Origin of the sequence: Kitasatospora sp. NPDC001547 (genome assembly GCF_042894165.1) — a bacterium.
GTDB lineage: Bacteria > Actinomycetota > Actinomycetes > Streptomycetales > Streptomycetaceae > Kitasatospora.
On the sequence record NZ_JBIAVL010000037.1, the window covers coordinates 1 to 25,709 of the forward strand.

Here is a 25,709-nt window from a genome sequence, read left to right on the forward strand (position 1 = left end):
GCCCTGCCGTCCTCCCCCACCCCGCCCCCCCCCCCGGGCCCGCCCGGCGGCCGCGGCGGCCCCGCCCCCCCCCCCCCGCCCCGCCGCCCCCCCCCCGGGGGGGGGGCCCCCCCGGGGGGGGGCCCCCCCGCCGCCGTCGTCGTTCCGTCGGCTCCTAGAAGGGCCGCAGCGCCGGCTCCTTGCGCCCGCCGCCCAGCAGCCGCTCCAGCGCCCCCTCCACGTCGCCCCGCCAGGAGAGCGTGGTCCTGGCCTCCAGCCGCAGCCGCGGATAGCGCGGGTGCGGCCGGACGGTCTTGAAGCCGACCGCGAGCAGGTGGTCGGCCGGCAGCACGCAGCCGGTCGGCACCCGCCCGGCCGAGCCGAAGGCCTCGATCGCCCGCACCCCGCGCCCGATCAGGTCCTTGGCCACGGTCTGCACCAGCACCCGGCCGAGCCCCTGGCGCTGGTAGCCCGGCAGCACCCGGCTGACCATCAGCTGGACGGCGTCCGGCGAGACCGGGCTGGTCGGGAAGGACTGCGAGCGGGGGACGTAGGCGGGCGGCGCGTACAGCACGCACCCGGCGGGCCGGTCGTCCACGTAGACGATCCGGCCGCAGGAGCCCCACTCCAGCAGCACCGTGGAGATCCACCCCTCCTTCTCCAGCTCCGGCTTGCCCGACTCCACCGCCTCCTTCGCGCTCACCGGGTCCAGCTCCCAGAACACGCAGGAACGACAGCCGGTCGGCAGGTCCCCGAGGTTGTCCAGCGTCAGCGGAGCGATCCGCCGTCCCATGGCCGCACCTCCTCCTCCCTCTCACGGTCGAGCATTCCCCCACGAACGCCGAAGGGTGCATGTTTCACGTGAAACAGCGCTCACGTGGAACACGCACCCTCGGGTCGTCGCCCTCGGCCGCGCCGGTCCGGCTCAGCCCTGCGACAGCCGCAGACCGTCCTCGCCGGGCGCCATGCTGTCCAGGATCCGGTTCAGGTCCTCCACCGAACCGAACTCCAGCACCACCTTGCCCTTGCCCAGCTTGCCGCCGCGCTGCGACACCTCGACCTTGACCCGGGTGTCGAAGCGGTCGGACAGCCGGCTCGCCAGGTCGGTGAAGGCCGGGGAGTTCAGCTTGCCCGCCTTGGGCGCCTGGCGCCTGGGCTTCTCCTCCAGCTTCATCACCTTGACGATCTCCTCGATGTTGCGCACCGTGAGACCCTCCGCGATGATCCGCTTGGCCAGCCGCTCCTGCTCGTCGGCGTCCGGCACCCCGAGCAGCGCCCGCGCGTGGCCGGCCATCAGCGTTCCGGCCACCAGCCGGCGCTGGACGGACGGCGTGAGCTTCATCAGCCGCAGGGTGTTGGAGACGTACTCGCGCGAGCGGCCGATCCGGTCGGCCAGCTCCTCGTGGGTGCAGGAGAAGTCGCGCAGCAGCTGGTCGTAGGCGGCCGCCTCCTCCAGCGGGTTCAGCGCGGCGCGGTGCAGGTTCTCCAGGAGGGCGTCCAGCAGCAGCTTGTCGTCCTCGGTGGCCCGGACGATCGCCGGGATCCGCTCCAGCCCGGCCTCCCGGGAGGCGCGCCAGCGGCGCTCACCCATGATCAGCTCGAAGCTGTCGATGCCGACCTGGCGCACCACGATCGGCTGGAGCAGACCGACCTCCTTGATGGAGGTGACCAGCTCGGCCAGCTTGTCCTCGTCGAAGACCTCACGCGGCTGGCGCGGGTTGGGCGTGATCGCGTCCAGCGGCAGTTCCGCGAACCGCGCACCGGTGCCCTCGACCGCCTCGGCCGCGCGGGACGCCCGGGCGGCGACCGTCCCCCGTCCGTTCGGCAGCACCGGTACCGCGGTCGGCGAGACCGCGCCGGTCGTCACCACCGAGGCCGGTGCGGGCGCGGCCGTCGCGGGCTGCGCCGCCGCCCCGCCGACCGTCGGCGGGGCCGACGGGAGCAGTGCCCCGAGCCCCTTCCCCAGACCCCTGCGACCACTCACTGATGACCCTCCGTCGTGCCGTGCTGTGCCGCCTGGGCGCCGTGCCCCTGCTGGCCGTCCCGCTGCTGACCCACCAGCGATCCGTTCTGGCCCACCGCGCGCAGCGCGAGCTCGCGGGCGGCCTCCAGGTAGGAGAGCGCCCCGGTCGAACCCGGGTCGTAGGTGAGCACCGTCTGCCCGTAACTGGGCGCCTCCGAGATGCGCACCGAGCGCGGGATCGCCGTGCTCAGCACCTCTTGCTGGAAGTGGGTCCGGACCTCCTCGGCGACCTGGGCGGCCAGCCTGGTCCGGGCGTCGTACATGGTGAGCAGGATGGTCGACACGTGCAGCTCGGGGTTGAGGTGCGCACGCACCAGCTCGACGTTGCGCAGCAGCTGGCCGAGGCCCTCCAGCGCGTAGTACTCGCACTGGATCGGGATCAGCACCTCCCGGCCGGCGACCAGGGCGTTGACCGTCAGCAGGCCCAGCGAGGGCGGACAGTCGATCAGGATGTAGTCGAGCGGCTGCTCGTAGGCGGCGATGGCGCGCTGGAGCCGGCTCTCCCGGGCCACCAGGGAGACCAGCTCGATCTCGGCGCCGGCCAGGTCGATGGTGGCGGGGACGCAGAACAGCCCCTCGACGTCGCGCACCGGCTGCACCACGTCGGCCAGCGGCTTGCCCTCCACCAGGACGTCGTAGACGGACGGCACCTCGGCGTGGTGGTCGATGCCGAGCGCGGTGGAGGCGTTGCCCTGGGGGTCGAGGTCGACGACCAGGACGCGCAGGCCGTGCATGGCGAGCGAGGCGGCCATGTTGACGGTGGTGGTGGTCTTGCCGACCCCACCCTTCTGGTTGGCGACCACGATCACCCGGGCGGCGGCCGGCCGGGGCAGTCCCTCACCCGCTCGGCCGATCGCCCGGACCGCGGCCTGGGCAGCCCGTGCGATGGGCGTGTCGTCGATCTGGTCGACGGTCTCCGAGTCCTGCATGGGGGTCAGTGTTTCACGTGAAACCGGAGCGGCAACAGTCACCGCCCGGTCGCGGCGGAGGATGCCCGGGAGCAATGAGCGACGTTTCACGTGAAACACCATGCCCGCTATGTCGGAAATCTGACGTTGCGACACTCCGGTGTCCCCCCGTCGGCCCGGCCGTCACCTGAACGACAGCGGGCGGACGCTCCTCCCGTTCAGGAGGCCCGTCCGCCCGTCGTCGTCAGGTATCCGGCGTCACCCGGGATCAGCGGCTACGGCGCCGCCCGCCCCGGCCGCGCTCGCCGTTGCGGACGGTCGCGTTGCGGCCCGCCCGGGCCGCCTTGGCGCGCCGGGTGGCCGCCTTCACCCCGCCGGGGCTCTCCCCCGCCTTCACTTGGACCACCCGGGTCGAGGTCTCCAGGGTGCCCTCGCCGACGGCGATGACGGTCCACTCGACCGCGCCCAGCTTGGTCAGTCCGGCCCGCGAGTCGGCCAGCTCCTGCTCGGCGCTGTCCCCCTTGAGCGCCAGCATCTGCCCGTGCGGGCGCAGCAGCGGCATGCCCCAGCCCGCCAGCCGGTCCAGCGGCGCCACCGCCCGGGCGGTCACCACGTCCACCGCGAGCTTGCCGACCATCTCCTCGGCGCGGCCGCGCAGCACCGTGACGTTGTCCAGCCCCAGCTCCCGGACGACCTCCTCCAGGAAGGTGGTCCGGCGCAGCAGCGGCTCCAGCAGCGTCACCGAGACGTCCGGACGGGCCAGCGCCACCGGGATGCCCGGCAGGCCGGCCCCGGAGCCGACGTCGCACAGGGTGGTCCCGGCGGGCAGCAGCTCGGCCAGCACCGCGCAGTTCAGCACGTGGCGGTCCCAGAGCCGGGGCACCTCGCGGGGCCCGATCAGCCCGCGCTGCACGCCCGCCGAGGCCAGCAGCTCGGTGTAGCGGACCGCTGCGTCGTAGCGCTCCCCGAAGACCTCCCGGGCGACCGCCGGCGCCTCGGGCAGCTGCCCCAGCTCGCCGGCCCGCCCCTCAGCGGCCGGGTCCACGTCCGCCCCCGGCCGGCCGGCAGCCGCGTTCTCCGTGTCCATCTCGACCTCTCCGATCCCCGGATCCACCGACCCGCTCAACGCACTGTTTCACGTGAAACAACCCAGAAGGGACGACGACCCCGCCCGCACGAGGCGGACGGGGTCGCGTCCGGTGAAGCTCTCCGGCCGCCGCGGCGACCGGTCGTCGGCCTGTCGGCCTCAGACCGGCAGCACGACCACGAACCGCTGGGGCTCTTCGCCCTCGGACTCACTGCGCAGACCGGCCGCGGCGACCGCGTCGTGGACCACCTTGCGCTCGAAGGGCGTCATCGGCCGCAGCTTGACCTGCTCGCCGGTGCTCCTGGCCTGCTCGGCGGCCTTGGCACCGAGCACCGCCAGTTCCTCGCGCTTGCGGGCCCGGAAGCCGGCAATGTCCAGCATGAGGCGGCTGCGCTCGCCGGTCTCCCGGTGGACAGCCAACCGGGTCAGCTCCTGGAGCGCCTCCAGCACCTCGCCGTCCTGGCCGACCAGGCGCTGGAGCGCGCGGTCGTTGCCGTCACTGACGATGGAGACCAGGGCACGGTCGCCCTCGACGTCCATGTCGATGTCACCGTCGAGGTCCGCGATGTCGAGCAGACCCTCCAGGTAGTCCGCCGCGATGTCGCCCTCCTGCTCCAGGCGGGAGATGAGGCTCTCGTCGGCGCTGGCGGCGACCTCGGCCTCGACGGCGGAGGTGGTGCCTTCCGTCACTGATGGACTCCTTCGGAGATGGGCCCGTCTGTCGGGCCGGGGACGAAGCTCTTCGCGGCTGTCACAACGGGCTCGGGACCGGTCAGGACTTCTTCTTCGGCCGCTGGCCACCGCGCTTCGGCTGCTGCCTGGTGCCCTGGCGGGTGGCGGCGGGCTTGGCCGCGGCCTGCTTGGCGGCCGGCCGGCCCGTGGACTCGGCGGGGGCGGAGTCGGCCGGAGCGGTGTCGGCGGGCTCCTCGGCCGGGGCCCCGTCCTTGCTCAGCTCGGTCGGCTGACCGGCACCGCCCTGCTGACGCTGCGACTTGCTCTGCCGACGGGGCTGCTGGCGGCGCGTCTGCACCGACTCCTCGACCACCGCGGCGGCGCTGGCAGCATCGCTGACGGCCGTCTTGGACGGGGGCAGCATGCCCCAGAGCGCGCCCTTGATCTCCGTACCGTCCGGACGCAGCCGACCGGCCTTCTTCAGGCGGGCCTGCCGCTCCTCGAAGGCCTTGCTGCCCGGGGTCGGGTTGTTGTGGATGACGATCAGCTGCTGGCCCATCGACCAGACGTTGGTGGTCAGCCAGTAGACCAGGACACCGACCGGGAAGTTGATGCCCATCACGGCGAACATGATCGGGAAGACGTACATCAGCATCTTCTGCTGCTGCATGAACGGCGTCTTCACCGTGAGGTCGACGTTCTTGGTCATCAGCTGGCGCTGGGTGATGAACTGCGACAGCGACATCAGGATGATCATCACCGCGGTGACGATCTTGACGCTGGTCTCGGGGCTGCCGACGAAGGTCGCGGAGAGCGGGGCACCGAAGATGTGCGCCTTGCCGGCGCTCACCAGCAGGTCGCCGTGGATGACGCCGATGTCCTCGCCCTTGGCGACCTTGGCGAGCACGCCGTAGAGGGCGGTGAAGAACGGCGCCTGCACGAGGATGGGAAGGCAGCTGGAGAACGGGTTGGTGCCCGCCTCCTTGTACAGCTTCATCATCTCTTCGGACTGGCGCTGCCGGTCGTTCTTGTAGCGCTCCTGGATGGCCTTCATCTTCGGCTGGATCGCCTGCATGGCCCGGGTCGCCTTGATCTGCTTCACGAAGAGCGGGATCAGGCAGATCCGGATGACGACCACCATCGAGGCGATGGCGAGACCCCAGGCCCAGCCACCGTCCGGGTCGAAGATGTTGCTGTACAGCGAGTGGAACTGGACGATGATCCAGGACACCGCTGTGTACAGGGGATTCAGGAAGGAGAAGGTCACCGGTCAGGCTCCTTGGACAGGTGGATCGGCCGCACGGGGCCAATGGTCGCCGGGCCCTCGGGGTCCGGACCGGCGGAAGTGGCGGTCACCGGGTCTCCGGTGGCGGACCGGCTCTTCAGCCAGTCTCGCAACCGCCGGTGCCATACCGGATGCTTGCGCGGCGGGACGTGATCGACCCCGCCGGGCGTCCACGGATTGCAGCGCAGGATTCGCCACGCGGTCAGTCCGCCGCCCTTGACCGCCCCGTGCACCTTCACGGCCTCGTAGCCGTAGTGCGAGCAGGAGGGGTAATAACGGCAGACCGGACCGAGCAGTGGGCTGATCGTCCACTGGTAGACCCTGATCAGGCCCATCAGCAGGTACTTCATCGCCCTGCTCCCGTCGGCGCCGTGGCGGCGGGCTCCGTCCTCAGCAACCGTTTCAGTGCCGCGTCCAGGTCACGTTCGAGGTCCTGGTACGAGGCGGTCGCGGCCTGGGGCAGCGCACGCACCACTATCAGGCTACCGGCGGGCAGCCTGGACAGACGATCACGAACGAGGTGGCGCAACCGGCGCTTGACCAGGTTGCGGACGACCGCCGGGCCAACGGCCTTGCTCACGACGAAACCCGCACGCGCCGAAGGAGTCCCCTCGGCGACGTGCGGGCGGAAGTCGCTGGTCCCGTCGGTCTGCCCCTGCGGGTCACCGTCTCTGCTGAGATGGACGACCAGAAGGGGCCGGCCGGCCCGGCGACCGCGTTTCACCGCGGTCGCGAAGTCCTGGCGCCGCCGCAGCCGATTCTCGGAGGGCAGCACAACAGACTCTGGCGCGGATCAGGCGGACAGGCTGGCGCGGCCCTTGCCACGGCGGGCGGCCAGGATGGCGCGGCCGGCGCGGGTACGCATACGCAGCCGGAAGCCGTGGGTCTTCGCGCGACGACGGTTGTTCGGCTGGAAGGTGCGCTTGCTCACTCGGGGGCTCCTGAGGTGAATCGTAGGATGACGGGGGGTCGCTTGGCCGTCACCGTGCGTCCGCGTGATCTCCCCTGATTCGGAAATCCGGCCCATCGCCCCAGTTCGGCTGGGGTCTGAGGCAATCCACGGCGCCCGTGCTGCGCGCCTTATGGAGCGGGTGGACCCGCGGACATGCGGCAGCGGCCATCGACAACTCGACCTGGTTACGGTACGCGGGACGGGGCGCGAGGGTCAAACCAGCCCCTCCCGGCCCCCGGTTGCCCACAGCCTGTGGACAACGACTTGATCCGGCTCTGTTCGCTGACTACCGTTGCAGAACTTGTCTGGTTTGTTCTTGGAAAGCGTGCACCAGTGGCTGATGTCAACAGCGACCTCGTCCCGGTCTGGGCCAGGGTCGTCGAGCGGCTGGTCAGCGACCCCGATGTCGGGGAGATGGACAAGCAGTGGGTGCAGCGCACCCAGCCGATGTGGATGATGCACGACACCGCCCTGCTGGCGACCCCGAACGAGCGGGCCAAGCAGGTGCTGGAGGGCCGGCTGCTGCCACAGCTGACCGACGCCCTCAGCCGTGAACTCAGCCGCCCGGTGCGGATCGCCGTGATGGTCGACGCCAACGCGGTGCCGACCACCCCCGCGGCCGCCGCCCAGGCCCCCGCCGAGCCCTACCCCGGCCCGGCCGAGGAGGACGCCCCCGACTACGGCGGCCAGGGCTACCAGCAGCCGTACGAGCACGGCCGGCCCTACGAGCAGGACTACGAGCGCCCCCGCTACGACACCGGCGGCTACGAGCAGCGCCAGGCCCCGTACGGCGGCCCCGGCGGCGGACCGGGCTGGCCGGGCTACCAGGAACAGGGCGGGTACCAGGAGCAGAGCGGGTACCAGGAGCAGAGCGGGTACCAGGAGCAGCCGCCCGGCTACCGCGATCCGGAGGAGGCCGCGCCCCGTCCGGCGCCGCGGCCCGTCCCCGGCCCGCCCGCGACCACCCAGGGTGACCTCTTCGGCGGCGCCTACGGCCCCGGCCCGAACGAGCAGCCCCGCGCCGGTGCCGGCCGCCGGACCGGCGGCTCCCGCCCCTCCGGCGGCCGACCCGCGGAGAAGTCGGCCCCGGAGCGCTCCGCCGAACGCCCCGGCGTCCCCGGGGTGCCGGCCCCGCCCGGCGCTCCCCCGGCCGGCGGCTCCCGCAAGGACGAGCCGGCCGCCCGGCTGAACCCCAAGTACCTGTTCGACACCTTCGTCATCGGCGCCAGCAACCGCTTCGCGCACGCGGCGGCGGTGGCGGTCGCCGAGGCCCCGGCCAAGGCGTACAACCCGCTCTTCATCTACGGCGAGTCCGGGCTGGGCAAGACCCACCTGCTGCACGCCATCGGGCACTACTCGCGCAGCCTCTTCCCGGGCACCCGGGTGCGCTACGTGTCCTCCGAGGAGTTCACCAACGAGTTCATCAACTCGATCCGGGACGGCAAGGCGGACACCTTCCGCCGCCGCTACCGGGACATGGACATCCTGCTCGTGGACGACGTCCAGTTCCTCGCGAGCAAGGAGTCCACCCAGGAGGAGTTCTTCCACACCTTCAACACCCTGCACAACGCGAACAAGCAGATCGTCCTCTCCTCGGACCGGCCGCCCAAGCTGCTGACCACGCTGGAGGACCGGCTGCGCAACCGCTTCGAGTGGGGTCTGATCACCGACGTCACCCCGCCGGAGCTGGAGACCCGGATCGCGATCCTGCGCAAGAAGGCGATCCAGGAGCAACTGAACGCTCCCGCCGACGTGTTGGAGTTCATCGCGTCCCGGATCACCCGCAACATCCGGGAGCTGGAGGGCGCGCTGATCCGGGTCACCGCCTTCGCCAACCTCAACCGGGCCCCGGTGGACCTGGAGTTGGCCGGGATCGTCCTCAAGGACCTGATCCCGGGCGGGGACGAGGACGCCGGCCCGGAGATCACCGCGCAGGTCATCATGCAGCAGACCGCCGCGTACTTCGGCCTGGGCGTGGACGACCTCTGCGGATCCTCGCGCAGCCGGGTGCTGGTGACGGCCCGGCAGATCGCGATGTACCTCTGCCGGGAGCTCACCGACCTCTCGCTGCCGAAGATCGGCGCGCAGTTCGGCGGCCGCGACCACACCACGGTGATGCACGCGGACCGCAAGATCCGCTCGCTGATGGCCGAGCGGCGATCGATCTACAACCAGGTCACCGAACTCACCAACCGCATCAAGAGCTAGCGGCACCGCGCGGACCGCGTCGAGCCCGCGGCACCGCACAGCGCGGCCCCGGGGCAGGCCCTTCAGGGCGTCAGGAGCGATCCTGACGCCCTTTTCGCGTCTCCACAGGTGTGCGGCGCGCGCCGGCTGGGCAGGGATGCCGTCGACGGACGGACCGCCAGTCCACAACCCGCGCCGAACAACTGACCGGTGATTCGAAACCCGGGGGCGCGCAAGGCCGTTGTCCACAGGACCGGCACCTTCTCCACCGTCCACAGGGTGGGGAGTGCGGAGTTATCCAGAATTCGTCCACAGGCCCGTCACCGCTACGCTCTTCGGCGCAGGTCAGGTGCCTGTGGACTTGTGCACAACGGTTATCCACAGGGTGTGGACAATTGACGGGCCGCCACTGGGCCGTCCGGGTTGTCCACCGGTTGTCCCCAGGCGGAGGGCGGTTATCCCCAGGTTGTCCACAGCGGCATCCACAGTTCGACAACCGTGGGCTGGCGTTCATACCCTGGTGTGAAAGGCGTCACGAAAAGTTGACCGGCGCCCGTGGATAACCGGGCCCGGATCTGGGGACAGCCCTGGGGATAACCTGTGGATACCCTGCGTGCCCTGTGGGTAACGCTCGGCTGTCCACAGCGCGGCCTGCCCGTCCACAGCCGCCGTCCACAGTCCCTGTGGACAAAATTCGGGCTCTGACCTGCGGAAACGGGGTTATCCACGGTTTCCACAGGCCCTACTACTACCACTACACATTTAGACCCGGGACTTGCTTTCAAAGTGGGTGGGCCCCGAATCTGTGGACAACCGGTCTCCGACAACCGTTCGAGTCGCTTCCGCCCGTCTGCCCCGTCTGTCGGCGGAGTACGTCAGACTGTCCTTGCGACTGGAAGCGGAGCGACCCAGCTCGGCGGACAGCCCGAACCGACGATCAAGACCAGACGAACCAGAGTGCGAGCGGGAGCGCTCGATCCAGGAGGCGGTTACCGGTGAAGTTCCGGGTGGAGCGTGACGTCCTCGCGGAGGCGGTGGCCTGGGCTGCCCGCAGCCTCCCGGCACGGCCGCCGGTGCCGGTGCTGGCCGGCCTGCTGCTGACCGCGCAGGAGGGCAGCCTGGCGCTGTCCGGCTTCGACTACGAGGTCTCGGCCCGGGTCGAGCTGGAGGCGGACGTCGAGGAGGCCGGCACCGTCCTGGTCTCCGGCCGGCTGCTGAACGACATCTCCCGCAACCTCCCCAACCGCCCGGTGGAGATCTCCACCGACGGCCAGCGGGTCAGCGTGGTCTGCGGCAGCTCCCGCTTCACCCTCCCCACCCTCCCGGTGGACGAGTACCCCGCGCTCCCCCAGATGCCGACCGCCACCGGCACCGTCGCCGGCGACGTCTTCGCCTCGGCCGTCAGCCAGGCCGCGGTCGCCGCCGGCCGCGACGACACTCTCCCGGTGCTCACCGGCGTCCGGGTCGAGATCGAGGGCGACCGGATCACCCTGGCCGCCACCGACCGCTACCGCTTCGCCGTCCGCGAGCTGCTGTGGAAGCCCGAGCAGTCGGACATCTCCGCCGTCGCGCTGGTCCCGGCCAAGACCCTCCAGGACATCGCCAAGTCCCTGGGCAGCGGCGACACCGTCTCCATCGCGCTCTCCTCGGGCGGCGCGGGCGAGGGCCTGATCGGTTTCGAGGGCGCCGGCCGCCGGACGACCACCCGGCTGCTGGAGGGCGAGTTCCCCAAGTTCCGCAGCCTGTTCCCGACCGAGTTCAACGCGGTCGCCGCGATCCAGACCCAGCCCTTCCTGGAGGCGCTCAAGCGCGTCTCGCTGGTCGCCGAGCGCAACACCCCGGTCCGCCTGAACTTCGAGGAGGGCGTGCTCACCCTGGAGGCCGGCTCGGGCGACGACGCCCAGGCCACCGAGCGGATCGAGGCCTCCCTGGAGGGCGACGCCATCTCGATCGCCTTCAACCCGGGCTACCTGGAGGAGGGCCTCAAGGCCATCGACTCCCCCTACGCCCAGCTCAGCTTCACCACCCCGACCAAGCCGGCGCTGCTCAGCGGCAAGGTCTCGGTGGACGCCGAGGAGGACAAGGCCTACCAGTACCTGATCATGCCGGTCCGCCTCTCCGGCTGATCCCCCGGATCCGACCGTCCACAGGCTGTGCACACCCGCTGTGCACAGCCTGTGGACGTCTCCCCCGTCCGGCCCGACCGCCGACGGGTGGGCCCGCTCCAGCGCGTAGGCTCAAGGAGCGCGGCAACGGCGCCGCCGGCAGGCACGTCACCACAGGTAAGGACTTGGTCATGGAGCTCGGCCTCATCGGTCTCGGCAAGATGGGCGGCAACATGCGCGAGCGGATCCGCCGCGCCGGCCACACCGTCATCGGCTACGACCGCAACCCGGACATCTCCGACGTCGAGAGCCTCCAGGAGCTCGTCACCAAGCTCCAGGGCCCGCGCGTGGTCTGGGTCATGGTGCCGGCGGGCGCCGCCACCCAGGCGACCGTCGACGAGCTCGCCGAGCTGCTCTCCCCCGGCGACGTGGTGGTCGACGGCGGCAACTCCCGCTGGACCGACGACATCAAGCACGCCGAGGCGCTGGCCGCCAAGAACATCGGCTTCGTGGACTGCGGCGTCTCGGGCGGCGTCTGGGGCCTGGAGAACGGCTACGCGCTGATGTACGGCGGCGACGCCGAGCACGTCGCGAAGGTCCAGCCGGTCTTCGACGCCCTCAAGCCCGAGGGCGACTTCGGCTCGGTGCACGCGGGCGCGGTGGGCGCCGGCCACTTCGCCAAGATGGTCCACAACGGCATCGAGTACGCGATGATGCAGGCCTTCGCCGAGGGCTGGGAGCTGCTGGAGGCCGCCCCCGAGGTCACCGACGTGCGCGAGGTCTTCCGCAGCTGGCAGGAGGGCACCGTCATCCGCTCCTGGCTGCTGGACCTGGCCGTCCGCGCCCTGGACGAGGACGAGCACCTGGCCAAGCTGCGCGGCTGGGCCGCCGACTCCGGCGAGGGCCGCTGGACCGTCGAGGCCGCGATCGACCACGCCGTGCCGCTGCCGGCGATCACCGCCTCGCTGTTCGCCCGCTTCGCGTCCCGCCAGGACGACTCGCCGCAGATGAAGATGATCGCCGCGCTGCGCAACCAGTTCGGCGGCCACGCGGTCGAGTCCAAGTAACCAGCAGGTCCTCCACAAGAAGGCGGGCGCAGTCCACAGCCATGCACGTCGCGCATCTGTCGCTCGCCGACTTCCGGTCGTACGCCCGGGCCGAGGTTCCCCTCGACCCGGGCGTGACGGCGTTCGTGGGGCCCAACGGCCAGGGCAAGACCAACCTGGTCGAGGCGATCGGCTACGTCGCCACCCTGGGCAGCCACCGGGTCGCCACCGACGCCCCGCTGATCCGGCTGGGCGCCGAGCGGGCCGTGGTCCGCACCTCGGTGGTGGACCGCGGCCGCTCCACCCTGGTCGAGCTGGAGCTCACCCCGGGCAAGGCCAACCGGGCCCGGATCAACCGCTCCGACAACGTCCGCCCGCGCGACGTGCTGGGCCTGCTGCGCACCGTGCTGTTCGCCCCCGAGGACCTCAGCCTGGTCAAGGGCGACCCGGGTGAGCGGCGGCGCTTCCTGGACGAGCTGCTGACCGCCCGGGCACCCCGGCTGGCCGGGGTCCGGCAGGACTACGAGCGGGTGCTCAAGCAGCGCAACGCCCTGCTGAAGACCGCCGCGATGGCCCGCCGGGCCGGCGGCGGCAAGGGCGCCGACCTCTCCACCCTGGAGGTCTGGGACGGCCATCTGGCGCGCGCCGGAGCCGAGTTGACGGCCTTCCGGATCCAGCTGGTGGCCGCCCTGCAGCCGCTGGTGGCGGCCGCGTACGGGCAGCTGGCCCCTGGTGGCGGCGAGACCGCCCTGGAGTACCGCAGCTCCTTCGAGGGCGAGCTGCCGACCAGCCGCGAGCAGGCCGAGGAGCAGCTGCTGAACGCGCTGCAGGCGGTCCGCAAGCAGGAGGTCGATCGCGGCGTCACCCTGGTCGGCCCGCACCGCGACGAGCTGGTGCTCAAGCTCGGCCCGCTGCCCGCCAAGGGCTACGCCAGCCACGGCGAGTCCTGGTCGTTCGCGCTGGCGCTGCGGCTGGCCTCGTACGAGCTGCTGCGCGCCGACGGCGGCGAACCGGTGCTGATCCTGGACGACGTGTTCGCCGAGCTGGACGCCGCCCGCCGGGACCGGCTGGCCGAGCTGGTGGCCGGCGGCGAGCAGGTGCTGGTGACCGCGGCGGTCGCCGAGGACGTGCCGAAGGCGCTGGCCGGAGCCCGGTTCTCGGTCTCCGACGGCGTGGTGCGCCGGACCGACGTCTGACCCCCTCCTTACTTCCTCCCGCCGGGGCCGGTCGCACCGCACCCGGCCGTCCGCCGTCCGCGCCCTCCCGTACGCTGGATCGCTCAGCGTTGTCCACAGGCTGGGGAAAGGAGATCGCCGTGAGCGAGCCGGCGGAGAACTCCCCCCAGCCCGGTGCCCCCGCGCCGACCGGCGCCGACCTCGCCCGCTCCGCGCTGCGGGCGGCCCGGGCCCAGGCCCGCCAGCGCGGCGAGCAGGTCCGGGAGAAGCGCGAGGCGAAGCGGCACGGCCTGCGCAGCGGCGCCCGCTCGGACGGCCGCGACCCCGTCCCGCTGGGAGCGGCGCTCAACCGGCTGCTGACCGAGCGCGGCTGGGAGTCCTCGGCCGCGGTCGGCGGGGTGATGGGCCGCTGGCCGCAGATCGTCGGCCCGGACATCGCCGCGCACTGCCACCCCTCTTCCTACGACGAGGCCGCCGCGGTGCTCACCGTGCAGTGCGACTCCACCGCCTGGGCCACCCAACTGCGCTGGCTGGCACGGCAGTTGGTGGCACGTCTGAACCACGAGCTGGGGCACGGGACGGTCCGGACCATCAAGGTGCTCGGCCCGGCGGCGCCCGCCCGCGGCTACGGCCGGCTGCGCGCCCCGGGGAGCAAGGGGCCGGGCGACACCTGGGGCTGACCGGGACGCCGGACCGCCGCCGGAGGCGCGGATCGGATGGCGATCTTCCGGAACCCCTGACAGCCCTTCCAGGCGCCCTGGGCCCCCGGGTCGAGTATCGGGACATGTGCAGAGGGGATTCAGGGCGGCGTATCTGCCCTCAAGGGCTGCCAAACGCCCATCTCTGTCAGTCGTACCGGTAGACTGAAAGCCAAACACTGTTGCTAGTGGCAACCGAGTCGAAACGCTGTGGTCGCACGCCCGCCCGCCCGGGGTGGGCATGCGGCCCGTGCTGTGCCAGAGAGGGCGCTTCGTGGCCGATTCCGGCAACCCCAGCCAGACCCCAGACCAGTCCGACCAGGCTTCCTACACCGGTAGCAACATCCAGGTGCTGGAAGGCCTCGACGCCGTCCGCAAGCGCCCCGGCATGTACATCGGTTCGACGGGCGAGCGCGGCCTGCACCACCTGGTGCAGGAGGTCGTGGACAACTCCGTCGACGAGGCGATGGCCGGGTACGCCGACACCATCGACGTCACGATCCTGGCGGACGGAGCGATCCGCTGCGTCGACAACGGCCGAGGCATCCCGGTGGACATCGTCCCCGGCCAGGACAAGCCGGCCGTCGAGGTCGTGCTCACCGTCCTGCACGCCGGCGGCAAGTTCGGCGGCGGCGGCTACGCCGTCTCCGGCGGTCTGCACGGCGTCGGCGTCTCCGTGGTGAACGCGCTGTCCACCAGGCTCTCCGTGGAGATCCACAAGGACGGCCACATCTGGACGCAGGACTACAAGATGGGCGCCCCGACGGCCGCCCTGGTGAAGGGCGCGGAGACCGACCGCACCGGCACCACGGTGACCTTCTGGGCCGACCCGGACATCTTCGAGACCACCGTCTACTCCTTCGAGACGCTCTCCCGGCGCTTCCAGGAGATGGCCTTCCTCAACAAGGGCCTGTCCATCTCGCTGACCGACGAGCGCCCCGAGCACGTGGACGAGGAGGGCAAGCCGCTCACCGTCACGTACAAGTACGACGGCGGCATCGCGGACTTCGTCGCCCACCTCAACTCCCGCAAGGGCGAGGTCATCCACCCCTCGGTGATCGACTTCGAGGCGGAGGACAAGGACAAGGCGATCTCGGTGGAGATCGCGATGCAGTGGAACTCCTCCTACACCGAGGGGGTCTACAGCTTCGCCAACACCATCCACACCCACGGCGGCGGCACCCACGAGGAGGGCTTCCGCGCCGCGCTGACCGGGCTGGTCAACCGCTACGCGCGGGACAAGAAGCTGCTCCGCGAGAAGGACGACAACCTCTCCGGCGAGGACATCCGCGAGGGTCTGACCGCGATCATCTCGGTCAAGCTCGGCGAGCCGCAGTTCGAGGGCCAGACCAAGGACAAGCTCGGCAACACCGAGGCCAAGACCTTCGTCCAGAAGGTCGTCCACGAGCAGCTCAACGACTGGCTGGACCGCAACCCCAACGAGGCCGCGGACATCATCCGCAAGTCCATCCAGGCCGCCACCGCGCGCGTCGCCGCCCGCAAGGCCCGCGACCTGACCCGCCGCAAGGGCCTGCTGGAGTCCGCCTCGCTGCCGGGCAAGCTGTCGGACTGCCAGTCCAAGGACCCGTCCGAGTGCGAGATCTTCATCGTCGAGGGTGACTCCGCCGGCGGCTCGGCCAAGCAGGGCCGCGACCCGCGCACCCAGGCCATCCTGCCGATCCGCGGCAAGATCCTGAACGTCGAGAAGGCCCGGATCGACAAGGTCCTCCAGAACACCGAGGTCCAGGCGCTCATCTCGGCCTTCGGCTGCGGCATCCAGGAGGACTACGACGAGTCCAAGCTGCGGTACCACAAGATCGTCCTGATGGCCGACGCCGACGTCGACGGACAGCACATCCGCACCCTGCTGCTCACCCTGCTGTTCCGCTTCATGCGGCCGCTGGTCGAGTCCGGGTACGTCTACCTCGCCATGCCCCCGCTGTACAAGATCAAGTGGGGCAAGGACGACTTCGAGTACGCCTACTCCGACCGCGAGCGCGACGCGCTGATCGCCGCCGGGGTCGAGGCCGGGCGCCGGCTGCCCAAGGACGACGCGATCCAGCGCTTCAAGGGTCTCGGCGAGATGAACGCCGAGGAGCTCCGGGTCACCACCATGGACGCCGAGCACCGCCTGCTGCTGCAGGTCACCCTGGAGGACGCCGCCCGTGCCGACGAGCTGTTCTCCGTGCTGATGGGCGAGGACGTCGAGGCCCGCCGCTCCTTCATCCAGCGCAACGCCAAGGACGTCCGCTTCCTGGACGTGTGACGCCTGCACCCCAGGCCCCGCACGTTCCAGTCCGCGTGAAAGGAAACTGACCACCAGTGGTCGACGACAACCGTCCCGAAGGCGACCAGCCCGAGACCCCCGAGGCCGCCGAGGCCACCGCCCAGGCGACGATGCGGATCGAGCCGGTCGAGCTCGAGACCGAGATGCAGCGCTCGTACCTCGACTACGCGATGAGCGTGATCGTCAGCCGTGCGCTGCCCGAGGTCCGCGACGGCCTCAAGCCGGTGCACCGCCGCGTGCTCTACGCGATGTACGACGGCGGGTACCGCCCCGAGAAGGGCTACTACAAGTGCGCCCGCGTCGTCGGCGACGTCATGGGCAACTACCACCCGCACGGCGACACCTCGATCTACGACACCGTGGTCCGCCTGGCCCAGCCGTGGTCGCTGCGGATGCCGCTGGTGGACGGCAACGGCAACTTCGGCTCCCCGGGCAACGACCCGGCGGCGGCCATGCGCTACACCGAGTGCAAGCTGATGCCGCTGGCCATGGAGATGATGCGCGACATCGACGAGGAGACCGTCGACTTCGCGCCCAACTACGACGGCCGCTCCCAGGAGCCGACCGTCCTGCCGGCCCGCTTCCCCAACCTGCTGGTCAACGGCGCCACCGGCATCGCGGTCGGCATGGCCACCAACATCCCGCCGCACAACCTCCGCGAGGTCGCCTCCGGCGCGCTCTGGTACCTGGAGAACCCGGAGGCCTCCGCCGAGGAGCTGCTGGACGCCCTGATCGAGCGGATCAAGGGCCCCGACTTCCCCACCGGTGCGCTGATCGTCGGCCGCCGCGGCATCGACGACTACTACCGCACCGGCCGCGGCTCGGTCACCATGCGCGCCGTCGTCGAGGTCGAGGAGATCCAGGGCCGCCAGTGCCTGGTGATCACCGAGCTGCCGTTCCAGGTCAACCCGGACAACCTCGCGCTGAAGATCGCCGACCTGGTCAAGGACGGCAAGATCGCCGGCATCGCCGACGTCCGCGACGAGTCCTCGTCGCGCACCGGCACCCGCCTGGTCGTGGTGCTCAAGCGCGACGCGGTCGCCAAGGTCGTGCTCAACAACCTGTACAAGCACACCGAGCTGCAGACCAACTTCGGCGCCAACATGCTGGCCCTGGTCGACGGCGTGCCGCGCACCCTGTCGCTGGACTCCTTCATCCGGCACTGGGTCAACCACCAGGTCGAGGTCATCGTCCGGCGCACCACCTTCCGCCTGCGCAAGGCCGAGGAGCGCGCCCACATCCTGCGCGCCCTGCTCAAGGCCCTGGACCTGATCGACGAGGTCATCGCGCTGATCCGGGCCTCGGCCAGTGCCGACGCCGCCCGCACCGGCCTGATGGGCCTGCTCGACATCGACGAGCTCCAGGCCAACGCCATCCTGGAGATGCAGCTGCGCCGCCTGGCCGCCCTGGAGCGCCAGCGGATCATGGACGAGCACGACGAGCTCCAGCGCAAGATCGACGAGTACAACGCGATCCTGGCCTCGCCGACCCGCCAGCGGGAGATCATCTCCGAGGAGCTCACCGCGCTCGTCGAGAAGTACGGCGACGACCGGCGCTCCACGCTGATCCCGTCCGACGGCGACCTCTCCATCGAGGACCTCATCGCCGAGGAGGACATCGTCGTCACGATCACCCGTGGCGGCTACGTCAAGCGGACCCGCTCCGACCTCTACCGCTCGCAGAAGCGCGGCGGCAAGGGCGTGCGCGGCGCCCAGCTGAAGCAGGACGACATCGTCGACCACTTCTTCGTGACGACGACCCACAACTGGATCCTGTTCTTCACCAACAAGGGCCGGGTCTACCGCGCCAAGGGCTACGAGCTGCCGGACGCCGGGCGCGACGCCCGCGGCCAGCACGTCGCCAACCTGCTGGCCTTCCAGCCGGACGAGCACATCGCCCAGGTGATGGCCGTCCGCACGTACGAGGACAAGCCGTACCTGGTCCTCGCCACCCGGGCCGGCCTGGTGAAGAAGTCCCCGCTGAAGGACTACGACTCCCCGCGCTCCGGCGGCCTGATCGCGATCAACCTGCGCCAGGACGAGGAGGGCCGGGACGACGAGCTGATCGGCGCCGAGCTGGTCTCCCCCGAGGACGACCTGCTGCTGGTCTCCAAGAAGGCCCAGTCGATCCGGTTCACCGCGACCGACGACGCCCTGCGCTCCACCGGCCGCGCCACCTCCGGCGTCAAGGGCATGGCCTTCCGCGAGGACGACGAGCTGCTCTCGATGAACGTCGTCCGTCCGGGCACGTACGTCTTCACCGCCACGGACGGCGGGTACGCCAAGCGAACCGGTGTGGACGAGTACCGTGTGCAGGGACGCGGCGGCTACGGCACCAAGGCGGCGAAGATCGTCGAGGGCCGGGGTTCGCTGGTCGGCGCGCTCGTGGTCGACGAATCCGACGAGATCATGGCGATCACCCTCTCGGGTGGGGTGATCCGCACGAGGGTTTCCGAGGTTCGTGAAACCGGACGTGACACCATGGGCGTCCAACTGATCAACCTCGGAAAGCGCGACGCGGTCGTGGGCATGGCCCGCAACGCGGAGGCCGAGGACGAGGAGACGGCGGAGGACGAGGTGGCGGGTACCGAGTCCACCGAGACGGCCGAGGGTGCGGCGACGGTGGTCGACGGAGACGTCGAGGCCTGAGCCGAACCGCAGACCGGTGCCGCCGCGTTCCGACCGAAGGACGCGGCGGCTCCGGGCGCCGACCAGTTCCGGGCAATCCCGCCGGGCGCTGGATGACGAGTGACAGGCAGGGCGGCGCCGCCGTCCTGGTGGGAAGTGCGGGAGGACCAGGTGAGTGGAGCCACGGGTGCTGCGGGAGGAACCTCCGGCGGCCGTCCGGGCGCGCAGGGCGGGGGTTCGTACGGTGTGCCGCAGCCGCCGAACGAGCACTCGGCCGCGTCCACCTCGCTGATGCCACCGGCCGGCGGAGCGGGCCAGAGCGGTGCGACCTACGGCGGGCAGCCGCCCGTGCCGCCGAGCAGCCCGGCCCCCGGCTCGGGCGGCTTCTCGCAGCCGACCACGTACGCCAAGGGGCAGCCGACCCCGGCCCGGGGCACCCGGACCGGCGGCAACACCCCGCCCGGCGGGACCCCGGTCGGCGGCGCCCCGGCCGCCGGGGCGGCGCGCCGCCCCGCGCCGGCCCCGGCCGCGGTGGCCGGCGGCCCCGGACTCGGCCGGACCCGCAAGGCCCGGCTGCGGGTGACCAAGGTCGACCCGTGGTCCGTGATGAAGGTCAGCTTCCTGCTGTCGCTGGCCGTCGGCATCATCATCATCGTGGCCGCGGCCGTGCTGTGGATGACGCTGGACTCGCTCGGGGTCTTCGACTCGCTGACCAAGACCCTCAAGGACGTCACCGGCTCGGACAGCAGCGGCGGCCTCAACCTGATGGACTACGTCGGCTTCGGCAAGGTGATGACCTTCACCACGCTGATCGCCGTGGTCGACGTCGTCCTGCTGACCGCCCTGTCCACGCTCTCCGCGTTCATCTACAACGCGGCGGCCGGCTTCACCGGCGGCGTCGAGCTCACCCTGGCCGAGGAGGACTGATCCCGGCCGGATCCTGACCCTCGGTCAGCTTCCCGTCCGCGGACGGAATGTGCGGGCCCCACCGGCTGTTGCAGCCGGTGGGGCCCGTCGGCATTTCGGGTGACAGCCGGCCGCCCGCGGCGCGCCGCCCGGAAACCGGGCGGCCGCGGTGGGCTTAGCTGGGTGCCGCCCGTCCCGCGCCTGGGAGTGCCGCAGGCCGCCCCCGGTCCGCCCGACCGGGTCAGCTGAGGTTTCCGCAGGACGACTGGACGGAGGCGCGCGGTGGCGAAGCTCGCAGGTCAACTGGTCGAGGCCCTGGAAGGGCTGTTGGGGGTCCCGGTACCGCTGCGGGTGCAGGCCTGGGACGGCAGCGTCGCCGGGCCGCCGGGCGCGCCCACCCTGGTCCTGCGCAACCGCCGGGCGCTGCGCCGGCTGATCTGGCAGCCGGACGAGCTGGGCCTGGCCCGGGCCTACGTCGCGGGGGACCTCGAACTCGCCCCCGGCACCGACCTGTACGAGACGCTCTCCGCCGTCGCCCGCTTCGCCGAGCGGCCGGACATCCGCGCCCTGGCCCTCGGGCCGCGCGACGCGCTCGGCCCCAAGGGCCGCCGGGTGCTCGCCGCCGCGGTGCGGGCCGGAGCGGTCGGCCTCGAACCCGAACCGCCGCGCGAGGAGGTCCGCAGGGCCGCCGGGCGGCTGCACAGCCGCAGCCGGGACCGCGCGGCCATCAGCCACCACTACGACGTCGGGAACGACTTCTACCGGCTCGTGCTGGGCTCCTCGATGGTCTACTCGTGCGCCTACTGGACGCCGGAGGCGAAGAGCCTGGAGGCCGCCCAGGAGGCCAAGCTCGACCTCATCTGCCGCAAGCTCGGCCTGCGCCCCGGGATGCGCCTGCTGGACGTCGGCTGCGGCTGGGGATCACTGCTGCTGCACGCCGCGAAGCACTACGGCGTCACCGCGGTCGGCGTCTCCATCTCCCGGGAGCAGGTCGCGCTGGCCCGCGCCCGGGTCGAGGAGGCCGGGCTGTCCGACCGGGTCGAGATCCGGCTCCAGGACTACCGGGAGATCGCCGACGGGCCCTTCGACGCGATCTCCAGCGTCGGCATGGCCGAGCACGTCGGCTCCGAGCAGTACCGGGTGTACGCCGAGGGCCTGTACCGGCTGCTGGTGCCCGGCGGCCGGCTGCTCAACCACCAGATCGCCCGCCGCCCCGACCTCCCCGGCGAGCAGCACCGCACCAGCCCCTTCATCGACCGCTACGTCTTCCCGGACGGCGAGCTCTCCCCGGTCGGTTCCACCGTGGCCCGGCTGGAGGAGGCCGGCTTCGAGGTCCGGGACGTCGAGTCGCTGCGCGAGCACTACGGGCTGACCCTGCGCGAGTGGGTGGCCAACCTGGAGGCGCACTGGACGGAGGCGGTCCGGCTGGTCGGCCGCGGCCGGGCCCGGGTCTGGCGGCTGTACATGGCGGCCTCCGCGCTGGCCTTCGAGCAGAACCGGATCGGGATTAACCAGGTGCTCGCCGTCCGCAGCACCGAGGAGGGCACGGCGGGCCTCCCGCCGACCCGCGAGGAGTGGCTGCTGCGCCCCGCCACGGGTGCGGCGCGGCTGGTCGCCGGGGGCGCCGCCGCGGCCCCGGGGGATCCGGATTTGGGAGAACGGCCGTCGGTCCGCTAATCTTTCAGTGCGGCAAGGGCCTATAGCTCAGACGGTTAGAGCGCTTCCCTGATAAGGAAGAGGCCACAGGTTCAAGTCCTGTTAGGCCCACCACCGCGAAGGGCCCGGAGTGATCCACTCCGGGCCCTTCGACACGTCCTGGGATCGGACGGGGCCGCGGGCCGGCCGGAATCCGGTACGATCTCTTCTCGGTGAGGGCCTATAGCTCAGACGGTTAGAGCGCTTCCCTGATAAGGAAGAGGCCACAGGTTCAAGTCCTGTTAGGCCCACCTCCCCGAAGGGCCCGGAGTGATCCACTCCGGGCCCTTCGGCGTTTCCCGCTCCGTTTCCCGCCACGCTTCCGGCGTGTCTCCCTCCGCCGGGCCGGGAACCGGCCGCCGGTCCCGGCTGTTCTCCGGGGAGAGGTGGTGGAGGGTTGGTGACACGGCATGGCGATGTTGTGGGCGATGAGCATCCCCGGACTGGTCTGCGCCCTGGTGGTGCTGGCGGCGCTCGATCAGCTGGCACTGCGGGCGGGCCGCGCCCGGTGGGTGCCCTGGCGGGGGACCGGGCGGGAGGGGCAGATCTCGGCCACCGGGTTCGAACAGCTGCACGCGCAGTTCGCCGCGGGCAAGCAGCACGAGCTCGACGAACGCGGCAGCACCCTGATGCTGCGGGACGAGGAGGGCGAGGGGGCGCCGCCCCGGACCAGCGTGGACCTGGCGGGCGGCAGGGCCGTGGTGGTGGTGCCGGGCAGCCCGGCGGACGGACCCGTGGACGGCCCGGCGGGCCGCGCCTGACCGGGTGGCGGCCGGGGCGGTCCGGGGCCGGCCGGACCGCCCGCCAGGAGGTGCGGCGTCAATCCTGGGACCGGACCGCCGGGTTGGCCGCACCGGTGGCTGGTCACGATTGGGACACCGGTGTGTATCATCGGCCGCAAGGGCAGTCTGGCACCCGGCCGCCCTTTCGCGAGCGAAACACAACTGGACTCGTCGGCCCGGTCAGTCCGGCCGGATCCGGCTCTTGAGTCCACCAACGCAAGAAGGACGAGGTCCCGCGGTGAAGAAGCTTCTCCTGGTCGCCCTGGTCGCCCTCGGCGGCTTCTTTGTCTACCGTCAGGTCCAGGCGGACCGCGCCGAGCAGGACCTGTGGACCGAGGCCACCGACCCGGTCCCGGCCGGTCGCTGAGCACCCGGCGATCTGACGACCGACGAACTCCGGAGGCGCCCGTCGGCGCCTCGCGGGCCGGCCGGCCCGGTCGACGCACCGGACCGGCCGACCCTCTGGAACGGCACTGCCGCAGGGGGACGGCGCTGGGAATCGCGCCGGAAACCGGTACGCTAGTGCCCGTTGGCACGCGCGCGGTGCCGTCGAGGGGCATTAGCTCAGTTGGTAGAGCGCTGCCTTTGCAAGGCAGATGTCAGGAGTTCGAGTCTCCTATGCTCCACAGTTCACAGCAGTAACCGACCGGCCGCCGCCCTGGAATCCAGGGCGGCGGCCGATCGGCGTTTCCGGGGGCGCCGTGCGGTCAGCGCGGCTGCGGTCCGTCCTCGGGGGCCGGGCCGCCGTTCTCGGCGGACGGGACGCCGTCCGTGGACTCGCCGGGGAAGTCCGGGCCGGAGCCGTTCACCGGGGCGGAGGCGGCGTGCGCACCGGCCGGCCGGGGCTCCTGCGGGGCGGGGGGCTCGACCAGCCACTCCGGGTTGCTGTGCCGGCGCCACCACTGCCAGGCCACGATGCCGCCGCCGATCGCCAGCAGGCCGGCCACGGCGAGGCCGGTGGCGGTCCGGTTGCAGTGCGCCTTCCGGGCGTTCCGGGCGGCCAGCTCGCTGATCTCGGCCGAGCTGACGTTGCCCTGGAGGGCGGTCAGCGCGGCCGCGCCGCGGGCCTGGGCCTCCTGGGCGACCGGGCCGACGGTCGCGCGGGCCTCCTCGACCGCCTGGGCGACCCTGGGACCCACGGTGGCCCGGGCCTGGTCCGCGGCCCGGGTGGCGGACAGGCGGGCCGCCAGGGCGGCCTCCTGGGCCCGGTGGAGGGCCTTCAGGGCATTCTGCTGGGCGTCCGGCGGCAGGCTGGCGAAGGCGTGGCCGAACTGCGGGGCTAGGTGCCGGTCGTACTGGCTGCGGAGGTTGTGGGCGGCCAGCGCGGCCTTCGGACCGAAGGCGTCCAAGGCGGGGCCGAGGCGCTGCTTGGCGCCGTCCGCGACCTGTGCGGCGGTGTCCCGGGTCCTGGTGGCTGTTTCTCGGGCCGAATCCGAAAAGCTCACGAGTCTCTCCTCCTGGGTGGCGTCCTTTATGCACATATCCACCTGAATGCTGATCATGCCTCCTGATTTGTCCGAAGGCACTTCGGATGGGCCGTACGCGGGGCCCCTGCGGGGCGGGCAGGGGGCGGGGGCGGCACACTGGGCGGGCCGTACGAGCGGGGGCGTAGGGGCGGACCGGGTGGCTGTGGGGGAGTAGGTCCGGGAGCGGGGGTGCGGCAGTAGGCTGGCGGTTTCGGAGGTCGTGTACGGGAAGGGGACCCCGCTGATGCTCCCGGACGAGCCGCGGTCGTCGGCCGATCGGTCCCCGGAGGCCGGGCCGCCCGGCTGCTACCGGCACCCGCAGACCCCCACCGGGGTCTCCTGCACCCGCTGCGAGCGGCCGATCTGCCCCCGCTGCATGGTGGCCGCCTCGGTGGGCTTCCAGTGCCCGGAGTGCGTCGGCGACGGCCACGCCGGGTCGCGGCAGGCGACCACCCGGTTCGGCGGCGCCCTGGCCGCCGACGGCGGGCTGGTCACCCGGGTGCTGATCGGGGTCAACGTCGTGGTCTGGGTGCTGGCGGCCTACGTGCTCGCCCCGCGGCTGGGCCAGACCTGGTCGCTGTTCAGCGCCGGGCGGGACATCCTCGGCGGCCCGGCGGGCATCGCCGACGGCCCGGGCCAGTGGTACCGGCTGCTGACCGCCGCCTTCCTCCACCTGGAGTGGTGGCACGTCGGGATGAACATGCTGGTGCTGTTCTGGCTCGGCCCGCCGCTGGAGGAGGCGCTCGGCCGGCTGCGCTTCCTGGCCCTCTACCTGGTCTCCGCCCTGGGCGGCAGCACCTTCGCCTTCGTGGTGGCCGGCGACTGGATGAACTCGGTGGGCGCCTCGGGGGCGGTCTTCGGGCTGATCGGCGCCACGATCGTGCTGCAGCTGCGCAACCGTGGCCCGCTCGGCCCGGCGATGGCGTTCCTGGTCTTCAACCTGATCGTCACCTTCTCCCGCCCCGGCATCGACTGGCGGGCGCACGTCGGCGGCCTGCTGCTCGGCTCGCTGACCGCGGCCGGCCTGATGTACGCCCCGCGCGAGCGCCGCGGCCCGGTGCAGGCGCTGGCGGTGGCCGGCGCGGTGACGGTCGAGGCGGGGATGCTGCTGGCCGGGATGGCCCTCTACGGGAGCTGACGGGCCCGCCCCTTCGGACGTTTGTCCACAGCGGGTGCGGGGTTGTGCACAGCCTGTGCGTCCACGCGGTTGTGGACTGCTGTTCTACGCGTGTCCTGCTGTGCGGTTTCCTGATTCCCGGGGAGTTGTGCACAGCTGTGGACGGCCGCGCCCGGAAAGGTTATCCACAGGCTGGGGAGACTTTTCCCCAGTGTGGATAACCATGTGGATAAGCGGGTGGTCGGATGGTGGGAACAACCGGCCGGATCCCCACCCGGCTCCGGGCACGCCTGACCGCCGCCCCGGGACGAGCGATCCGGAGCGGCGGGAGAACGGCTCGGGGCCGAGCCTCAGGACGGGCGGACCGTCACTTCCACTGGGTGGAGACGCCGAACCCGGCGGCGATGAAGCCGAAGCCGACCAGGATGTTCCAGTTGCGCCAGCTCTCGACCGGGTAGGTGCCGCTGGTCACGTAGTAGGTGACGATCCACACCAGGCCGATCAGGAACAGTGCCAGCATCAGCGGGGCGACCCAACCACGGCCCGAGCTGATCTTCACCGCGGCCGTGGTCGGCGGGGTGTAGTCGGACTTCTTGCGGAGTCGAGACTTCGGCACGAGGAGCTCTCCTGTCGATGCGCTGTGAGACCGCGCGGGGTGCAACGGGTGGAATCGGCCGGGCCGGCCGTGGAGAACGTCCTGGGGACCGCTCCG

General features: G+C 71.6%; 23 protein-coding genes and 3 tRNA genes. 15 read left to right on the forward strand and 11 right to left on the reverse strand.

The genetic code is table 11. The annotated features are described in order from the left end of the window. Nucleotides 1-154: 154 nt before the first annotated feature. The 9 genes from ACFY0X_RS35295 to rpmH all read right to left on the reverse strand — a co-directional run bounded on the left by ACFY0X_RS35295 (nucleotide 155) and on the right by rpmH (nucleotide 6,885). Nucleotides 155-772, reverse strand: coding sequence for a GNAT family N-acetyltransferase (locus ACFY0X_RS35295; RefSeq protein ID WP_387760614.1), 618 nt, complete (start codon nucleotides 770-772; stop codon nucleotides 155-157). Between the two features lie 132 nt (nucleotides 773-904). Next, nucleotides 905-1,963, reverse strand: a complete 1,059-nt coding sequence (locus tag ACFY0X_RS35300) for a ParB/RepB/Spo0J family partition protein (RefSeq protein WP_387760615.1) — start codon at nucleotides 1,961-1,963, stop codon at nucleotides 905-907. Then, a complete protein-coding gene (locus tag ACFY0X_RS35305) occupies nucleotides 1,960-3,033 on the reverse strand; it encodes a ParA family protein (RefSeq protein ID WP_387760616.1) in 1,074 nt (357 codons plus the stop codon). The genes ACFY0X_RS35300 and ACFY0X_RS35305 overlap by 4 nt, the downstream gene beginning before the upstream one ends. Before the next feature lie 145 nt (nucleotides 3,034-3,178). Continuing rightward, the gene (gene rsmG, locus ACFY0X_RS35310; protein WP_387760617.1) at nucleotides 3,179-3,997 is read right to left on the reverse strand and encodes a 16S rRNA (guanine(527)-N(7))-methyltransferase RsmG; all 819 of its coding nucleotides are present in this window, start codon (nucleotides 3,995-3,997) and stop codon (nucleotides 3,179-3,181) included. Nucleotides 3,998-4,156: 159 nt separating this feature from the next. Further along, a complete protein-coding gene (locus tag ACFY0X_RS35315) occupies nucleotides 4,157-4,687 on the reverse strand; it encodes a protein jag (RefSeq protein WP_387760618.1) in 531 nt (176 codons plus the stop codon). 82 nt (nucleotides 4,688-4,769) lie between these two features. Beyond that, complete coding sequence (yidC, locus tag ACFY0X_RS35320) at nucleotides 4,770-5,936, reverse strand: membrane protein insertase YidC (protein ID WP_387760619.1); 1,167 nt, start codon at nucleotides 5,934-5,936, stop codon at nucleotides 4,770-4,772. Further along, nucleotides 5,933-6,304 carry a membrane protein insertion efficiency factor YidD gene (gene yidD, locus ACFY0X_RS35325; protein ID WP_387760620.1) on the reverse strand — a complete coding sequence of 124 codons (372 nt, stop codon included), beginning with the start codon at nucleotides 6,302-6,304 and terminating at the stop codon, nucleotides 5,933-5,935. The genes yidC and yidD overlap by 4 nt, the downstream gene beginning before the upstream one ends. Continuing rightward, nucleotides 6,301-6,729 carry a ribonuclease P protein component gene (rnpA, locus tag ACFY0X_RS35330; RefSeq protein WP_387760621.1) on the reverse strand — a complete coding sequence of 143 codons (429 nt, stop codon included), beginning with the start codon at nucleotides 6,727-6,729 and terminating at the stop codon, nucleotides 6,301-6,303. Before rnpA ends, yidD begins: the two co-directional genes overlap by 4 nt. Nucleotides 6,730-6,747: 18 nt before the next feature. Next, complete coding sequence (gene rpmH / locus ACFY0X_RS35335) at nucleotides 6,748-6,885, reverse strand: 50S ribosomal protein L34 (protein WP_030059672.1); 138 nt, start codon at nucleotides 6,883-6,885, stop codon at nucleotides 6,748-6,750. Nucleotides 6,886-7,239: 354 nt separating this feature from the next. Between rpmH and dnaA the strand changes: the two genes are divergently transcribed. The 14 genes from dnaA (at nucleotide 7,240) to ACFY0X_RS35405 (ending at nucleotide 23,040) form a co-directional block, all read left to right on the forward strand. Next, nucleotides 7,240-9,114, forward strand: a complete 1,875-nt coding sequence (gene dnaA, locus ACFY0X_RS35340) for a chromosomal replication initiator protein DnaA (protein WP_387760622.1) — start codon at nucleotides 7,240-7,242, stop codon at nucleotides 9,112-9,114. Nucleotides 9,115-10,088: 974 nt separating this feature from the next. Next, entirely contained in the window at nucleotides 10,089-11,219 is a 1,131-nt protein-coding gene (gene dnaN / locus ACFY0X_RS35345; protein WP_387760623.1) for a DNA polymerase III subunit beta, read from the forward strand. Between the two features lie 170 nt (nucleotides 11,220-11,389). Then, nucleotides 11,390-12,265, forward strand: a complete 876-nt coding sequence (gene gnd, locus ACFY0X_RS35350; protein ID WP_387760624.1) for a phosphogluconate dehydrogenase (NAD(+)-dependent, decarboxylating) — start codon at nucleotides 11,390-11,392, stop codon at nucleotides 12,263-12,265. A 41-nt stretch (nucleotides 12,266-12,306) separates the two neighbouring features. Further along, the gene (gene recF, locus ACFY0X_RS35355; protein ID WP_387760625.1) at nucleotides 12,307-13,440 is read left to right on the forward strand and encodes a DNA replication/repair protein RecF; all 1,134 of its coding nucleotides are present in this window, start codon (nucleotides 12,307-12,309) and stop codon (nucleotides 13,438-13,440) included. Nucleotides 13,441-13,559: 119 nt separating this feature from the next. Beyond that, nucleotides 13,560-14,099, forward strand: a complete 540-nt coding sequence (locus ACFY0X_RS35360) for a DUF721 domain-containing protein (protein WP_387760626.1) — start codon at nucleotides 13,560-13,562, stop codon at nucleotides 14,097-14,099. A gap of 268 nt (nucleotides 14,100-14,367) precedes the next feature. Beyond that, a complete protein-coding gene (gene gyrB / locus ACFY0X_RS35365; protein WP_387760627.1) occupies nucleotides 14,368-16,383 on the forward strand; it encodes a DNA topoisomerase (ATP-hydrolyzing) subunit B in 2,016 nt (671 codons plus the stop codon). A gap of 131 nt (nucleotides 16,384-16,514) precedes the next feature. Beyond that, nucleotides 16,515-19,052, forward strand: a complete 2,538-nt coding sequence (gyrA, locus tag ACFY0X_RS35370) for a DNA gyrase subunit A (protein ID WP_387760651.1) — start codon at nucleotides 16,515-16,517, stop codon at nucleotides 19,050-19,052. Nucleotides 19,053-19,202: 150 nt separating this feature from the next. Then, nucleotides 19,203-19,958, forward strand: a complete 756-nt coding sequence (locus ACFY0X_RS35375) for a DUF3566 domain-containing protein (RefSeq protein ID WP_387760628.1) — start codon at nucleotides 19,203-19,205, stop codon at nucleotides 19,956-19,958. Between the two features lie 261 nt (nucleotides 19,959-20,219). Beyond that, nucleotides 20,220-21,614 (forward strand): class I SAM-dependent methyltransferase, encoded by a 1,395-nt coding sequence (locus tag ACFY0X_RS35380; protein WP_387760629.1) that lies wholly within the window; start codon nucleotides 20,220-20,222, stop codon nucleotides 21,612-21,614. 16 nt (nucleotides 21,615-21,630) lie between these two features. After that, nucleotides 21,631-21,707, forward strand: a tRNA-Ile gene (locus ACFY0X_RS35385). A 102-nt stretch (nucleotides 21,708-21,809) separates the two neighbouring features. Beyond that, nucleotides 21,810-21,883: transfer RNA gene (locus ACFY0X_RS35390), tRNA-Ile, on the forward strand. A gap of 177 nt (nucleotides 21,884-22,060) precedes the next feature. Further along, a complete protein-coding gene (locus ACFY0X_RS35395) occupies nucleotides 22,061-22,393 on the forward strand; it encodes a DUF6191 domain-containing protein (RefSeq protein WP_387760630.1) in 333 nt (110 codons plus the stop codon). Nucleotides 22,394-22,652: 259 nt separating this feature from the next. Next, nucleotides 22,653-22,781 (forward strand): DLW-39 family protein, encoded by a 129-nt coding sequence (locus ACFY0X_RS35400; protein WP_014137031.1) that lies wholly within the window; start codon nucleotides 22,653-22,655, stop codon nucleotides 22,779-22,781. A gap of 186 nt (nucleotides 22,782-22,967) precedes the next feature. Continuing rightward, nucleotides 22,968-23,040 (forward strand) — tRNA-Ala (locus ACFY0X_RS35405). A gap of 81 nt (nucleotides 23,041-23,121) precedes the next feature. On the opposite strand, the gene ACFY0X_RS35410 is transcribed toward ACFY0X_RS35405, so the two are convergent. After that, entirely contained in the window at nucleotides 23,122-23,859 is a 738-nt protein-coding gene (locus ACFY0X_RS35410) for a DUF5324 family protein (protein WP_387760631.1), read from the reverse strand. Nucleotides 23,860-24,124: 265 nt separating this feature from the next. Between ACFY0X_RS35410 and ACFY0X_RS35415 the strand changes: the two genes are divergently transcribed. Continuing rightward, a complete protein-coding gene (locus tag ACFY0X_RS35415; protein ID WP_387760632.1) occupies nucleotides 24,125-25,018 on the forward strand; it encodes a rhomboid family intramembrane serine protease in 894 nt (297 codons plus the stop codon). A 346-nt stretch (nucleotides 25,019-25,364) separates the two neighbouring features. Here ACFY0X_RS35415 and crgA read toward each other — a convergent pair whose 3' ends face one another. Then, complete coding sequence (crgA, locus tag ACFY0X_RS35420; RefSeq protein ID WP_049656797.1) at nucleotides 25,365-25,613, reverse strand: cell division protein CrgA; 249 nt, start codon at nucleotides 25,611-25,613, stop codon at nucleotides 25,365-25,367. Between the last annotated feature and the right edge of the window lie 96 nt (nucleotides 25,614-25,709).

Bases quoted from the DNA above. Each gene is read 5' to 3' on its own strand.
- yidD (WP_387760620.1), bottom strand. From the start codon at position 6,304: ATGAAGTACCTGCTGATGGGCCTGATCAGGGTCTACCAGTGGACGATC.
- ACFY0X_RS35305 (WP_387760616.1), bottom strand. From the start codon at position 3,033: ATGGTGTTTCACGTGAAACGTCGCTCATTGCTCCCGGGCATCCTCCGC.
- gnd (WP_387760624.1), top strand. From the start codon at position 11,390: ATGGAGCTCGGCCTCATCGGTCTCGGCAAGATGGGCGGCAACATGCGC.
- ACFY0X_RS35295 (WP_387760614.1), bottom strand. From the start codon at position 772: ATGGGACGGCGGATCGCTCCGCTGACGCTGGACAACCTCGGGGACCTG.
- ACFY0X_RS35415 (WP_387760632.1), top strand. From the start codon at position 24,125: ATGCTCCCGGACGAGCCGCGGTCGTCGGCCGATCGGTCCCCGGAGGCC.
- ACFY0X_RS35395 (WP_387760630.1), top strand. From the start codon at position 22,061: ATGAGCATCCCCGGACTGGTCTGCGCCCTGGTGGTGCTGGCGGCGCTC.
- rsmG (WP_387760617.1), bottom strand. From the start codon at position 3,997: ATGGACACGGAGAACGCGGCTGCCGGCCGGCCGGGGGCGGACGTGGAC.
- gyrA (WP_387760651.1), top strand. From the start codon at position 16,515: ATGCGGATCGAGCCGGTCGAGCTCGAGACCGAGATGCAGCGCTCGTAC.
- recF (WP_387760625.1), top strand. From the start codon at position 12,307: ATGCACGTCGCGCATCTGTCGCTCGCCGACTTCCGGTCGTACGCCCGG.